Annotated in this window: 14 protein-coding genes; 11 read left to right on the forward strand and 3 right to left on the reverse strand. The window is 38.4% G+C overall.

Going from position 1 to position 14,779, the window contains the following annotated elements:
* The 6 genes from HMPREF2637_RS03145 to HMPREF2637_RS03170 form a co-directional block, all read left to right on the forward strand.
* Positions 1-1,065, forward strand: a 1,065-nt coding sequence (locus tag HMPREF2637_RS03145) for a CAP domain-containing protein (RefSeq protein ID WP_141760013.1), incomplete at its 5' end; no start/stop codon positions are given.
* A 125-nt stretch (positions 1,066-1,190) separates the two neighbouring features.
* Positions 1,191-1,961 (forward strand): DUF1003 domain-containing protein, encoded by a 771-nt coding sequence (locus tag HMPREF2637_RS03150; RefSeq protein ID WP_037600718.1) that lies wholly within the window; start codon positions 1,191-1,193, stop codon positions 1,959-1,961.
* A complete protein-coding gene (rapZ, locus tag HMPREF2637_RS03155; protein WP_060971235.1) occupies positions 1,942-2,832 on the forward strand; it encodes an RNase adapter RapZ in 891 nt (296 codons plus the stop codon). The genes HMPREF2637_RS03150 and rapZ overlap by 20 nt, the downstream gene beginning before the upstream one ends.
* Positions 2,829-3,803: a YvcK family protein gene (locus HMPREF2637_RS03160; RefSeq protein ID WP_070839069.1), complete on the forward strand. Its 975-nt coding sequence runs from the start codon at positions 2,829-2,831 to the stop codon at positions 3,801-3,803. The genes rapZ and HMPREF2637_RS03160 overlap by 4 nt, the downstream gene beginning before the upstream one ends.
* Positions 3,800-4,711, forward strand: a complete 912-nt coding sequence (whiA, locus tag HMPREF2637_RS03165; protein ID WP_004182012.1) for a DNA-binding protein WhiA — start codon at positions 3,800-3,802, stop codon at positions 4,709-4,711. The genes HMPREF2637_RS03160 and whiA overlap by 4 nt, the downstream gene beginning before the upstream one ends.
* 17 nt (positions 4,712-4,728) lie before the next feature.
* Positions 4,729-6,126, forward strand: coding sequence for a C69 family dipeptidase (locus HMPREF2637_RS03170; RefSeq protein WP_060971237.1), 1,398 nt, complete (start codon positions 4,729-4,731; stop codon positions 6,124-6,126).
* A 55-nt stretch (positions 6,127-6,181) separates the two neighbouring features.
* Here HMPREF2637_RS03170 and HMPREF2637_RS03175 read toward each other — a convergent pair whose 3' ends face one another.
* A complete protein-coding gene (locus HMPREF2637_RS03175) occupies positions 6,182-7,003 on the reverse strand; it encodes a PrsW family glutamic-type intramembrane protease (RefSeq protein ID WP_064524308.1) in 822 nt (273 codons plus the stop codon).
* 157 nt (positions 7,004-7,160) lie between these two features.
* On the opposite strand from HMPREF2637_RS03175, the gene HMPREF2637_RS03180 reads away from it, so the two are divergent.
* From HMPREF2637_RS03180 to HMPREF2637_RS03190, 3 genes are all read left to right on the forward strand, one after another.
* Entirely contained in the window at positions 7,161-8,705 is a 1,545-nt protein-coding gene (locus tag HMPREF2637_RS03180) for a metal ABC transporter solute-binding protein, Zn/Mn family (protein ID WP_038676152.1), read from the forward strand.
* A 217-nt stretch (positions 8,706-8,922) separates the two neighbouring features.
* Positions 8,923-9,321 carry a hypothetical protein gene (locus tag HMPREF2637_RS03185; protein WP_004182418.1) on the forward strand — a complete coding sequence of 133 codons (399 nt, stop codon included), beginning with the start codon at positions 8,923-8,925 and terminating at the stop codon, positions 9,319-9,321.
* A gap of 144 nt (positions 9,322-9,465) precedes the next feature.
* The gene (locus tag HMPREF2637_RS03190) at positions 9,466-9,777 is read left to right on the forward strand and encodes a hypothetical protein (protein WP_064524311.1); all 312 of its coding nucleotides are present in this window, start codon (positions 9,466-9,468) and stop codon (positions 9,775-9,777) included.
* Positions 9,778-9,831: 54 nt separating this feature from the next.
* Here the strand turns inward: HMPREF2637_RS03190 and HMPREF2637_RS03195 are convergent, their stop codons facing one another.
* Complete coding sequence (locus HMPREF2637_RS03195; protein ID WP_064524313.1) at positions 9,832-10,839, reverse strand: YeiH family protein; 1,008 nt, start codon at positions 10,837-10,839, stop codon at positions 9,832-9,834.
* A 172-nt stretch (positions 10,840-11,011) separates the two neighbouring features.
* On the opposite strand from HMPREF2637_RS03195, the gene HMPREF2637_RS03200 reads away from it, so the two are divergent.
* The gene (locus HMPREF2637_RS03200; RefSeq protein ID WP_064524314.1) at positions 11,012-11,725 is read left to right on the forward strand and encodes a glycoside hydrolase family 73 protein; all 714 of its coding nucleotides are present in this window, start codon (positions 11,012-11,014) and stop codon (positions 11,723-11,725) included.
* Positions 11,726-11,817: 92 nt separating this feature from the next.
* Here the strand turns inward: HMPREF2637_RS03200 and HMPREF2637_RS03205 are convergent, their stop codons facing one another.
* A complete protein-coding gene (locus tag HMPREF2637_RS03205) occupies positions 11,818-12,726 on the reverse strand; it encodes a LysR family transcriptional regulator (RefSeq protein ID WP_002891090.1) in 909 nt (302 codons plus the stop codon).
* 207 nt (positions 12,727-12,933) lie between these two features.
* Here HMPREF2637_RS03205 and glmS point away from each other — a divergent pair, with 207 nt between their 5' ends.
* Positions 12,934-14,742, forward strand: a complete 1,809-nt coding sequence (gene glmS / locus HMPREF2637_RS03210) for a glutamine--fructose-6-phosphate transaminase (isomerizing) (RefSeq protein WP_064524316.1) — start codon at positions 12,934-12,936, stop codon at positions 14,740-14,742.
* Positions 14,743-14,779: the final 37 nt, after the last annotated feature.

Here is a 14,779-nt window from a genome sequence, read left to right on the forward strand (position 1 = left end):
ACTTCGTCTGCAAGTTCAGAAGTAGCTTCAACTGGTAACTCAAGTTCGACTGTAACTTCTGAATCTTCTTCAACAGCAACTTCAGAAACAGGTTCAACATCAGAAACAAGTTCTGAAGCTCCTGAACTTGAAAAACCACCATATGCGCCTGAAACAAACATTGACTATGATAAGTTGCCAAAACCAACATTGCCACCAACAGATTATCGCATGCACTCAGACCCACGATTTGTAGATGACAACGGTACGTATTACTACCGTGTCGCAATGACTGATGAGGAAAATGCGCGTGGTATCGATGGTTATTACAAATGGGTTGATGGTAAGTGGAAACTCTACAATGGTACTGCCAATGATGACCTTGAGCTTGATCCAGATTTCCATAAACCAGCAGGAAACGACGAATACATGTACGATGACAACGCATCAAGTGTTAAGCTGTATTCTGAAAATGTAGTTGGTACTGGTAAAGCGGGAGAAGCTCTTCCATTCCAAAATGTTGATGAATTCAAAGACTATGTCATTAATAATCTTGCTCCAAAATTCATAGACAATGCTGGCTGGGATTGTAATGTAACTTGGGAAATTGAAGATGTTGACAACTTCAACGCTTCTAAGGGCAGTGCTTGGGCACGTGACTATGTTATTACAGCTAATCTCAAGAGCGGTGTTGACGACAAAAAATATAGTGATGTTGAATTTGGATATGTTAAATTTGTTTATCATGTAGAACCAACTGAAAATTCTGATTACGTTGAAGTGGACTCAGCTAAGGCTGCTTTTAATGAAATCAATGCACAGCGTACAGCTGCTGGTTTGCCAGCACTTACATGGTCTGATGATCTTTACAATAGCACAACCCTTCCACATGCTAAAGATATTTCACACACTTACAACAGTGATGGCATTGTTTACCGTCGTGAATCTGATGGTTCAGTTGTAGCCAATAAATGGTTGAGTAGTGGTATTCGTGAACTTCTCATGAGTCCAGATGCTACTCAAGCTGCAGTGGCTTGTGTTGTCGCAGGTGATGGTACTTACTACTGGACTTTGAATTACCAATAAGAAGATGTTAAATTAATTGTCCCAATAATGAGGAGTCTGAGGTTAGTCTTGGACTCTTTTCCTTTATCTATTGAACGTTTAAGCTTTCAATATGGTATAATAGAGCCTAGAAAGAAGGCGAAAATATGCAGGTTAAGAGAGTTCAGGATTATATCTCTAAAGAGTGGTTCGATGAAACCGATGGCTCCTATTTCGAACGACTAAATAGTCGTTTGCAGGTGCTTTTGAAAAAAGATTATCCTGATTTACAAGGACATGATTTCATTAGTAATATTAGCCTTTTGGATTATAGGTTAGTTTTTCTCGACGAGATTATCGCAAATGCTAATGAGAAAAATGAGCACGTGCGTGAAACAGTTCATGATGTGACCAAGAGTTTGCTCTACGAGGACCAGGATGTCCAGGAACAATTGGATAGTCGAATTACTTTTGGTCAAAAAGTGGCGGATGAAGTGGCCCGATTTGGTGGATCTTGGACTTTTATCTTGTCATTTGTTGCTTTTATGGCTATTTGGATGGGGCTGAATGTTGTTCAACCCTTTGGGATTGCCTTTGATAAGTATCCTTTTATTCTGTTGAATTTGGCCTTGTCCACTCTAGCTGCCGTTCAGGCACCATTGATTATGATGAGTCAGAATCGGGCATCGGATTACGATCGATTGCAAGCACGAAATGACTATAACGTCAATAAACAATCAAAGGAAGAAATCCGACTTTTACATGAAAAAATTGATCACTTGGTGCAACAAGACCAATCAGATTTGCTTACTATTCAAAAATTGCAGACAGAAATGATTATGGGGGTTAGCCAACAAGTTGAAAAAATGTCAGACGATATTCGTGTCTTGAAAGAAGAAAGACTAGAAAGGGAGTCTCATGGGAACGAAAAAAATTAATTTAGTTGTTGTAACAGGGATGAGCGGAGCAGGTAAGACTGTAGCGATTCAATCCTTTGAGGATATTGGATACTTCACTATTGATAATATGCCACCTTCTTTGGTACCAAAGGTTATCGAATTGGTAAAACATAGTGAAGAGACAGATAAGATTGCTCTTGTCGTTGATATGCGAAGTCGCTTGTTCTTCGATGAAATCAACGATATTTTGGATAAATTAGAAAGCAATGAGGAACTTAATTTCAAGATTCTTTTCTTGGACGCTACGGATGGTGAATTGGTTTCTCGTTACAAAGAGACACGTCGTAGTCACCCACTGGCGGCAGATGGCCGTGTTTTGGATGGAATCAAGTTAGAGCGTGAGCTTTTGTCACCGCTTAAGAGTTTGAGTCAAAACGTAGTTGATACGACAGAATTGACTCCGCGTCAACTTCGTAAGGCTATTTCTGAACAGTTTTCATCTGAGCAAGACCAATCTTCTTTCCGTATTGAAGTTTTGAGTTTTGGTTTTAAATATGGACTGCCATTGGATGCAGATCTGGTTTTTGATGTCCGTTTTTTGCCAAACCCTTATTATGATCCTGCCCTTCGTAACCTCACAGGTTTGGATAAAGAGGTTTTTGATTACGTCATGAAGCATACGGAATCAGAAGACTTTTACAATCATTTGAAACAGCTTATTAAACCAATTCTACCTGGCTACAAAAAAGAAGGTAAGTCTGTTCTTACTATTGCTGTTGGGTGTACAGGTGGTCAACACCGTAGTGTAGCTTTTGCACATCGTCTAGCCCAAGATCTAAAAAATGATTGGACAGTCAATGAAACACATCGTGATAAGGATCGACGTAAGGAGACGGTGAATCGTTCATGAAAAAACCAAGAATTACAGTAATAGGTGGGGGAACTGGTATTCCAGTCATTCTTCGTAGTTTACGCCATAAGGATGTTGATATCACTGCTGTGGTAACTGTAGCTGATGATGGCGGTTCTTCAGGAGATTTGCGTGATATCATGCAACTGACACCTCCAGGGGATTTGCGTAATGTTTTGGTAGCTATGAGTGATATGCCTAAACTTTATGAAAGAGTTTTCCAATATCGTTTTGATAAAACCGATGGCGCTTTGGCCGGTCATCCACTCGGAAATCTAATCATCGCTGGAATTTCTGAAATGCAGGGATCTACCTATAATGCCATGCAGCTTCTGACGAAGTTTTTCCACGTCACAGGTAAGATTTATCCTGCCAGTGAGACTGCCTTGACGCTTCATGCCGTTTTTCAAGATGGTCATGAAGTAGCAGGTGAGAGTAGTATTGCCCAGTACGATGGCATGATTGAGCGCGTTTATGTGTCCAATACCTATAATGATGAAGAGCCTAAGGCCAGTCGTAAGGTTGTTGATGCTATTATTAATAGTGATATGATTGTTTTAGGTCCTGGGTCTCTTTATACATCGATTTTGCCCAACCTGGTGATACCAGAGATTCGTCAGGCTCTTATTGAGACCAAGGCTGATGTCACATACATTTGTAATATTATGACGCAGTACGGAGAAACTGAGCAATTTTCAGATGCCGACCATGTGGCTGTTCTTAATCGTCATCTTGGCTCCGATGTGATTGACAATGTCTTAGTTAATATCAAGAAAGTGCCTAAGGAATACATGGCAAGTAATAAATTTGATGAATACCTTGTTCAGGTTGAGCATGATTTTGAGGGCTTACGTCGTGAAGCAAAAACAGTTGTGTCTTCTAATTTTTTGCGACTTGAAAATGGTGGTGCCTTCCACCATGGTGACTTGGTAGTGGATGAGCTCATGCATCTAGTGAGGAATAAGTCATGAGTTTCACAATTAAGGTTAAAGAAGAGATAATTGCAGCTTCAAGCAAAGACAAGGCTGAATTGTCGGCATTGATTAAGATGTCTGGTTCTGTTGGATTGACCAACCAAGGATTGACTCTTTCCATCTCAACAGAAAATGCAAAGATTGCGAGACATATCTACCAATTAATGGAAAGTCGTTATCAGAGTAATCCTGAATTGAGACATCACAACAAGACTAATCTCAAGAAAAATCGTGTTTACACGGTTTTTGTAGCTGACCATGTCAATGATATTTTGTCCGATTTACAATTGGCGGATTCTTTCTTTGGCTTTGAAACAGGCATTGAAACATCAGTAATGGAAGATGACGAAGCTGGAAGATCCTATTTACGAGGTGCTTTTTTGGCCACTGGAACAGTTCGTGATCCTGAAAAAGGCCGTTATCAATTAGAGATTTTTTCCGTTTACCAAGACCACGCAGAGGACTTGGCTTCTCTCATGAAAAAATTTATGCTCGATGCCAAGGTTTTGAGTCATAAAAATGGTTTTGTGACCTATCTTCAAAAAGCTGAGGATATTATGGATTTCCTCCTTGTTATTGGTGCAATGAACTCTAAGGATACCTTCGAAGAGGTCAAAATTATGCGAGAGACCAGAAATGATCTGAATCGTGCCAATAATGCGGAAACAGCTAATATTGCTAGAACGATTAGTGCTAGTATGAAAACAATTAATAATATTATCAAGATTATGGATACGGTTGGCTTGGAGATTTTACCTGTGGAGCTGCGCCAAATTGCCCAACTCCGTATTGCCAATCCAGATTACTCTATCCAGCAAATCGCAGATAGTATAGAACCTCCTCTGACCAAGAGTGGTGTCAATCATCGTCTCAGAAAAATCAATAAAATTGCGGACGATTTGTAAGTAGAAAGGAAGCTTTTATGGCTTGTACAACGATTTTAGTAGGTAAGAAAGCCTCATATGATGGCTCTACCATGATTGCACGTACTGAGGATTCTCAATCTGGCGTTTTTACGCCCAAAGAATTTCTCGTCGTGACCCCTGAAGACCAACCGCGTCATTACCAGTCTGTGCTTAGCAAGTTTTCAATTGATTTGCCAGATAATCCTCTACGTTATACTTCTGTTCCAGATGCACTTGGTAAAGACGGTATCTGGGGTGAAGCTGGTATTAACTCAGCTAATGTTGCCATGAGTGCAACAGAAACAATCACCACCAATGCGCGTGTACTCGGTGCAGACCCTCTTGTTAAAGATGGTTTTGGAGAAGAGGATATGTTAACATTGGTCTTGCCATATATTAAGACGGCGCGTGAAGGTGTCCTTCGTTTGGGGCAACTTCTTGAAACTTACGGAACTTACGAATCTAATGGTATTGCTTTCTCAGATACTGAAGAAATTTGGTGGCTAGAGACCATTGGTGGTCACCATTGGATTGCAAGACGTGTTCCAGATGATGCCTATGTCACTAACCCAAACCAACTTGGCATCGATCACTATGAGTTTGAAAATCCAGACGACTATTTAGCCTCACCAGACATTCGAGATTTTATTAATAAACATCACTTGGATTTGACTTATTCTAATGAACACTTTAATCCACGTTATGCTTTTGGTAGCCAACGAGATAAGGATCGTCATTATAATACACCACGTGCCTGGGCAATGCAGAAATTCTTGAATCCAGAAAAAGATTATGATCCAAAATCATTCTTTATTCCATGGTGTCAAAAACCATACCGCAAAATTACAGTTGAAGATGTTAAATATGTCTTGAGTCTTCATTACCAAGATACACCTTACGATCCTTATGGACCTCAAGGAGATGCGGTGAGTCAACGCCAATTCCGTCCAATCGGTATCAACCGTACTAGTCAAACAGCTCTCTTGCAAATGCGTCCTAACAAACCATCAGAAACAACAGGAATTCAGTGGTTAGCCTATGGATCAATGCCATTTGGTACAATGGTGCCATTCTGGACTCAAGTCGGAACAACACCTGCTTATTTCCGTCAAACAACTGATAAAGTGGATACAGGTAATTTCTACTGGAGTAATCGCTTGATTGCTGCTATCTGTGATCCTCATTTCCAACAGCATGAAGCTGATTTGGATGCTTATGTAGAAACAACTATGGCTCTTGGCCATGCTATGATTAATCATGTAGATACTGCTTTAGCAAATGGTGAGAGTATTGATTTTGAAGCTGAAAATCAAAAAATTAGTGATAAGATTCAGTCAGAAACAGATAAACTATTGGCAAAAGTTTTAGATGATGCAAGTAATTTGATGACCAATCGTTTTTCTATGAGTGATTAAAGTCATCAAAAAAGCCTTTCCATAAAATTGGAAAGGTTTTTTAGTATTGTAAACATTACTTGTTTTCTTTATCCAGTTTCGAGAGGAGCTGATAAAGCGTAATAAAGAAGAAAAGATTGAGTGAAATGAGAAGACCTGATGCCCATGGCAAATCGCTTTCTAAATTTCGAAGAGGTGAATTCCAAGCAAAGTGTGCAGCAAAAGCACCGAAAGCATAAAGTATACCAATAAGACTGTATTTAGAATTAATGAGTTTTTGACGGGAACGCCATATAAGGACTAGCCCCATAGCAAGGAAGGATGTGTAAAGCCAGTGAGACGATACGGCACCAATAGTTCGACCAAGAATACCTGAAATCGTATAAGAAAAACCATCAGGCAAATCTGAAAGAATATAGGAGAAGTCTTCACTAATCTGGAAGCCAAGACCTGCCGTAATAGCAACAAGCAAGATCCCCTTGTAACTTTTCGTTGGTACCATATAGATAGCAAAGAGGAAAGCTGCCAGTTTTAGGGGTTCTTCAACTAGGGGAGCCATAAGGGCATCCTCAAAGCGGTAGAAGAAGCTCTTTGAAGAAAGATGAGCAGTCACCCAGTCGTGAGAAATGGTATTGGCATAACCAGCTATCCATCCTGTGATAAAGACTCCACCAATTAGAGCAAATATGAGAACAAGTGGTTTCACCTGCCATCTCTTGCCTAAGTACAGAATCAGAAATATTCCTGGTACGATATAACATAAGGCAATCAGTGTCGATAGTCCAATAATACCGTATGCCGAACCAGACAAAGCGCCTGAAGTGTATGATTGCGTATCATAAGTCAGGCCTATGGCTGAAAGCAATAAAAAAAGATATAGGATTAATTTTCGAAACATGTATAACCTACTTTCCAAATGATATTTCCAGTATATCAAATAATTCTTTCTCGTCGAAATATTTCAATTTTTTTATTTTAGGACTTGCAAAATAAATGAAGTGTGATATACTTAACCAGTAAACTATTAACTGGTTAAGTATTTTGAAAGGAATATCATGAAGAAGAAACGCATTTTTGGCCTAGCAGGATTAGCAGCAGTTGTTTTAGCTGCTGGTGCAGGTATTTATTATACGACTAGTCACCACGGTTCAAAAGGAAATGGTGATTTGAAAGTTGTGACGAGCTTTTACCCTGTTTATGAATTTACCAAGCAGGTTGTAGGAGATGAGGGAGAGGTGTCTTATCTCATTCCTGCTGGAAGTGAAGCCCACGATTTCCAACCATCTACTAAGAATGTCGCTGACATTGAAAAAGCAGACACTTTTGTCTACCTAAATGAAAATATGGAAACCTGGGTTCCAAAAGTTGAAAAGTCTATCAACACAAAAAATACAAAAGTCATTAAGGCAAGTCAAGGCATGGTTCTTTTACCTGGAACAGAGGAAGAAGATCATGATCATGGTGGAGAAGAACATCACCACGAATATGATCCCCATGTTTGGCTCTCACCTAAACGTTCTCAAAAATTAGTTGAAACTATTAGAGACGGTTTGATTGCTCAGCATCCAGATAAAAAAGCAGTCTTTACAACCAATGCCGAGAAATACCTTAAAAAATTAAAGACTTTGGATAAGGAGTATACTGAAGCCTTTAGTCAAGCAAAACAGAAAAGTTTTGTTACTCAGCACGCAGCTTTTGCCTACCTTGCCTTAGATTACGGTTTGACACAGGTACCAATTTTAGGTGTTTCAGCTGAGTCCGACCCTTCTGCAAAACGTATCGCTAGCCTTTCTAAGTATGTCAAAGAATATGATATTAACTATATCTATTTTGAGGAAAATGCTTCAAGTAGTGTTGCTAAAACCTTAGCTAACGAAGTAGGAGTTAAGACAGCAGTTTTAAATCCAATTGAATCACTAACTAAGGAACAGTTGAAAAAAGGTGAAGACTATGTCAGTGTTATGACTGAGAACCTAAAAAATCTTCGTTTAACAACGGACGTTGAAGGTAAAGCTATCCAACCTGAAACGGGAAGTGATGACAATAAAACGGTTCAAAATGGTTACTTCGATGACAAAGATGTTAAAGATAGAGAACTTTCGGATTGGTCTGGTGAGTGGCAATCGGTTTATCCTTATCTTCAAGATGGTACTTTAGATCAAGTATTTGAATACAAATCTCTATTAAATAAAGATAAAACTGCACAAGAGTACAAAGAATACTACACTAAGGGCTATCAAACAGACGTTTCTAAAATTGCTATTGATGGTAAAAAGATGACCATGACTTTCACAAAGAATGATGGAAGCAGTGTGACACACACTTATCGTTATGATGGGTATAAGATTTTGACCTATGCTTCTGGTAAAAAAGGTGTTCGTTATCTCTTTACAGCAACTGATAGTCAAGCAGCAGATAACCCTTACCAGTATGTCCAATTTTCAGATCATCAAATAGATCCAACAACTTCAGCACATTTCCATATTTTCTTTGGAAATAGTAGCCAAGATGAGATTCTAAAAGAAATGGATAATTGGCCAACTTACTATCCTGGAAAACTTAGTGGCTTTGAAATTGCACAAGAAATGGTCAGCCATTAATACTAGAAATGCACTCATTCGTGAGTGTTTTTCTTTTTTAAAAAATCTTTCATTTCTTAAACTCTTAGAAAATTGCTAGTGTCATTAGTTTTAAACAGAAATTTAAAGCATCGTATTTTTTCTAAAAAAATCCTGTAAAAAATTAAATAATCACTACATTTTTTCATTCTTTAGTGGTACAATAATAGTACGATTTTCAGATGATCAGGAGAGACCCATGAACCAGTATTTAGTAGCGATACATTATATTCAACTGCTTCAAGCAGAACTCGATATTCTAAATCATGATGCACGCTTGCTTTTTGATTTAAAGATTGAACCAAATCTTGCTAAAAGAGAGCTTGCTGACTTGAAAGTATCCCTATCTAAATTATCTGACAAAAACCTTTATATCGAAGGTACAATCTGGTATCAGCCAAGTTTGTTTGCAATCATTGATCAAAATTTAGGGGTTATTGATGACTGGCTCAAGGAATTAGATGACTTCTTTGAATTTACCTATAGTACAACAGTTTTCACTGTTTTGAAAGAAAATGAAAATCGAAGTTACGACTTATTACTTGGTCTCTATAGCCGTCTTGAATACGTTATTTCAGAAATAAAAAATTGCCGTTAGATGACTAACGGCTTTTAGTATATAGAAAAATTAGGCTCTATTTTAAATATCAAATAATTTGACAAAATACCCAAATGTGTGTAAAATAAAATTTGAAAATACTCTAATAAAAATAACGTTAAGTTAAAGGAAGATAATAACTAAGTGAGTAAGCAGGGGTTGAAATTGGGGGATTTTGTTAGATATTATTTGGTGAGCCTTGTGTCGCTGAGCTTTTTATGTCTTATTTTGTATGGGCTATATTCTTTAAACGGACTCATTTCTTTTTCTCTAGATAGAGCTTCAGGTCTTGAAGTTAGGCATTATTCAGGACAGTCCACCTCTTCTGTAAAAAAAGATGGTGATTATAAGGTTCAGGATATTAGTGGTGAAACTAAGAGCTACAATGTAGATTTGAAAGTAACAAACGATGGGGATAAGGTTATCCAAACCTATGTCTTTGAGTATAAAAAATGATTCTATAATAAAAACTCACAGTCTTAGCCAGATTGTGAGTTTTTTAGATGTCTTTTACCAAAGTCCTAATATCTTTTGCATGAGAAGAGAAGCAAGACTAATTAATAACCAACAGACTCCTCCCACTAGAAGTGCTGAGCCTCCTTTAGTGATTAGTTTTTTGAGATTTGTTTGGAAACCGATAGCTGTCATTGCCATAATAATCATAAATTTTGAAAGGTCTTTTAATGGTGAAAAGACGGCAGGTGTTACACCGAGTGACATTGCAACAGTTGTAATCAGTGAGGCCAAAAGGAACCAAAGGATAAAGTTAGGCACTGCTTTGCTTAGCGAGAATGCTTCCTTTGTATTATCCTTTCGTGACTGCAATACAGATAGACCAAGAGTTATAGGGATGATAGCAAGTGTTCGAGTCAATTTAACAATTGTTGCTTGCTCTAGGATAGATGTTCCATGTAAGCTATCCCAAGAACTAGCTGTAGCAGTTACAGAAGAAGTATCGTTGACAGCTGTTCCAGCAAATATGGCAAAGCCTTGATTACTAAGTCCCAACCAAGATCCCAAGTGAGGAAAGATTAAAGCCGCTAAGATGTTAAAAAAGAAAATTACCGAGATTGCTGTTGCAATAGATTCATCTTTAGCCTTGATTACAGGAGCAGTTGCAGCAATAGCAGATCCCCCACAAATAGAAGAACCAACACCTACTAAAGTAGCAATTTCACTATCTAGCTTGAACACACGATGGACGACATAAGCAGTAAGCAGTGCCGTAGTAATAGTCACTAGAATAATGGGAAGTGACGTTACGCCAACCTTAAAGACTTGAGAAAGATTTAGTCCAAATCCAAGAAGAATAACAGCGTATTGTAATACTTTTTTAGATGTGAATTGCATTCCTGCTTTAAGTTTCTGAGAATCTCTTAGAATAATTCCTAGCAGAAGTCCTATAAATAAACCAAGGACTGGCCCACCAATAATAGGAAATAAGTTTCCAAGGAACCATGCTAGGAGAGATATAAGTATTGTAATACTTAGTCCGGGTAAGAATTCTTTTATTTTCATTCATTTATCTCCTTAAAATTTGACTATATTATAGCTTATTATAAATATGATGTAAAGGTAACATTTGCTTTATTTATCAAGGAAAATAGGTCTGAAAGTTGCGACTTGTCAGTTTTTCTGATAGAATAGTATTAAAATATTATAATTGAAAATCTTATGAAGGAAGGGTTGTATGTATCGTCATTTAAAGAAGTATGTGATTTTTATCGTGGGAGCTTTTGTTTGTTCGCTCTTTTTGGTTCTAGCTTTTACAACAGATAGAAAAAATGATAACAGTGTCAATGCTAAAGCTGAAGCTGCCTACAATCAAACTACGACGGCTTTTATTGATAGTATTGGAGAGACTGCGAGACAGATTGGTCAAGAATACAATATCTATGCTTCTGTTCTAATTGCTCAAGCTATTCTGGAATCAAATTCAGGTCAGTCAGGTCTGAGTCAAGCTCCTTATTACAACTTCTTTGGGATTAAGGGCTCTTATAATGGAAACTCCGTTACTATGCGTACTTGGGAAGATGACGGTACAGGAAAGACTTATGAGATTGATGAACCCTTCCGTTCTTATGGAAGTCTGAGTGATTCCCTAGCAGATTATGCTGCTTTGATGACGTCATCTACTTATGCAGGTACTTGGAAATCAAATACAAGTAGTTATGCAGATGCCACTCAGGCACTGACAGGGACTTATGCTACAGATAGTCTTTACGCTTCTAAATTAAATAGCATTATTGCATACTATGGTTTGACTGCCTATGATCAAGCTCCAGTTACCCAAGCAACTGGTTCAACAAGTGGCCTTGTTTGGAACAGCTATAGAGGCTCATATACAGATGCTGATACCTTATCTATAGATGAAGCTTGGGCAAGCTATAAAAATTATAAATAATGATGAGAGTCGAAAGGCTCTTTTTTGTGCTTTGAATTGGATAGTTTTGGCGATAAAAAGTCCCCAACATTATGTGCTGGGGCTAACATCTATTAGTTGTCAAAAGTGACTTCTTTAACGAGGTTATCAAGGAATTTTTCCCCCATTTTAGAGAGGGTTGCCTTTTCATGCTTCAGGTAAACAATATCAATTTCATCATCAATATCAAGTGGGATAGAGACAATGTTATCACCATTCAAATTACTATTTAAAATACCTGTAGCAATGGTGTAACCATCCAAACCAATTAATAGGTTGAAGAGTGTCGCTCGGTCTGAAACCACGATAGACTTTTTATGGGGAATCTGAGATAGAATCTCTTCAGAATAGTAGAAGGAATTATGAATCCCCTGATCATAGCTAAGGTATGGAAAGTCTTCTAAATCTTCCAAAGAGACAACTTCATGCTTAGCTAATGGGTTTGACTTGCTGACAAAGATATGGGGTCTAGCTTTGAAGAGACTGGTATATGTGAGGCGGTTGTCATCAAACATCTTAGTCAAGACATCTCGATTATAGCTGTTAAGGAAGAGAACACCGATTTCTGAACGGAAGTTCTTAACGTCCTCAATGATTTCATAAGTACGTGTTTCGCGTAAGAAGAGCTCGTAACGTGTCATATCAGCTCTCTTGAGAAGTGAGACGAAGGCATTGACAACAAAAGCGTAGTGTTGAGAGGAAACACTAAACAATTCACGTGTTTCTGTGTGACTCTTGTAGCGTTCTTCCAAGAGATTCGTTTGTTCCACTACCTGACGGGCATAAGAGAGAAACTCAACTCCATCCTTGGTTAAAGTGATTCCCTTGGGGTTACGGATAAAGATATCAATTCCCATTTCTCTTTCCAAATCACGAACAGCATTTGAAAGACTTGGTTGCGTAATGAAAAGTTGTTTTGCAGCTTCATTCATTGAGCCGGTTTCGACGATTTTGATAATATAATGTAATTGTTGAATTCGCATAGCCTTATTATAGCATATTTTAAGGATTATTCCTTAGGATAAGAGACAAGTAAAAGGTCTTTTTAGGACTATACCAATTTTTATGCTTGACAATGTCAAATATATCGAATATACTGTCCTCGTTAAGCTTTTTAAAGAGCTTATTGACTATACCAATTTTAAATAAAGGAGACATGACCTCTTTGATCTGAGGTTATTATTAAAAATATGTGTGGAATTGTTGGTGTTGTAGGTAACACAAATGCAACTGATATCTTGATTCAAGGACTTGAAAAGCTAGAATACCGTGGTTATGATTCAGCTGGTATCTTTGTAGCGGGCGATGCATCTAGTCAATTGGTTAAGGCTGTTGGCCGTATTGCGGAACTTGCTGCTAAAACTGAAGGAGTAGAAGGCACAGCCGGTATTGGACATACTCGTTGGGCAACTCACGGTAAACCAACAGAGGACAATGCTCACCCACACCGCTCAGAAACAGAACGTTTTGTTTTGGTTCACAATGGTGTTATTGAAAACTATCTTGAAATTAAGGAAGAATACCTTGCTGGTCACCATTTCAAAGGTCAAACCGATACTGAAATTGCAGTTCACTTGATTGGAAAATTCGTTGAAGAAGATGGTTTGTCAACTCTTGAAGCATTCAAGAAAGCTCTTCACATTATCCGTGGATCATATGCCTTTGCCCTCATGGATTCTGAAGATGCCTCAACAATTTACGTGGCAAAAAACAAATCACCACTTTTGATTGGTCTTGGTGATGGCTATAACATGGTCTGCTCAGATGCCATGGCTATGATTCGCGAAACTAATCAATACATGGAAATTCACGATCAAGAGTTAGTTATCGTGAAAGCTGATAGTGTTGAAGTTCAAGATTATGATGGCAATGTAAAAGAACGTGATAGCTATACAGCTGAACTTGACCTATCTGATATTGGTAAAGGCACTTACCCTTACTACATGCTCAAAGAAATCGATGAACAACCAACAGTGATGCGTAAGCTTATCCAAGCCTATACAGATGACAAGGGGCAAGTGACTGTAGATGCTGATATTATCAAGGCTGTTCAAGAGGCTGATCGTATCTATATCCTTGCGGCAGGGACATCATATCATGCTGGTTTTGCTTCTAAGAAGATGCTTGAAGAATTAACAGATACACCAGTTGAACTTGGTATTTCTTCTGAATGGGGTTATGGTATGCCACTCCTTAGCAAGAAACCTCTCTTTGTCTTTATTAGTCAATCAGGTGAAACAGCAGATAGCCGTCAGGTTCTTGTTAAAGCTAACGAGTTGGGTATTCCAAGTTTGACAGTGACAAACGTTCCGGGATCTACCCTTTCTCGTGAAGCTGACCACACAATGCTTCTTCATGCTGGACCAGAAATTGCTGTAGCTTCTACTAAAGCTTACACCGCTCAGATTGCAGCTCTTGCCTTCTTGGCTAAAGCAGTCGGTGAAGCTAATGGTAATGAAAAAGCTAAAGCTTTCGACTTGGTACATGAATTGTCACTTGTAGCACAATCTATCGAATCAACACTCTCTGAAAAAGAAGTTATTGACGAGAAAGTGGCAGCCCTTCTTGCAGAAACACGTAACGCTTTCTATATTGGTCGTGGTCAAGATTACTATGTTGCTATGGAAGCCAGTCTTAAATTGAAAGAAATCTCATATATCCAATGTGAAGGTTTCGCAGCAGGTGAGTTGAAACATGGTACAATCGCTCTTATCGAAGATGGTACACCTGTTATCTCCCTCCTGTCTGATCCTGTTCTTGCTAGTCATACTCGTGGTAATATCCAAGAAGTGGCAGCGCGTGGTGCTAAAGTATTGACCATCGCTGAGGAAAACGTTGCTAAGGAAGGTGATGACATCGTTCTTAATAATGTTCACCCTTACTTATCACCAATTTCTATGGTAGTACCGACACAATTAATTGCTTATTTTGCGACGCTTCACCGTGGACTCGACGTCGATAAACCACGTAACTTAGCTAAATCAGTTACAGTTGAATAAAAATACTAACATCTCTTACATTGTAAGGGGTGTTGTT

The organism is Streptococcus sp. HMSC065H07 (assembly GCF_001837325.1).
Lineage (GTDB): Bacteria > Bacillota > Bacilli > Lactobacillales > Streptococcaceae > Streptococcus > Streptococcus salivarius_H.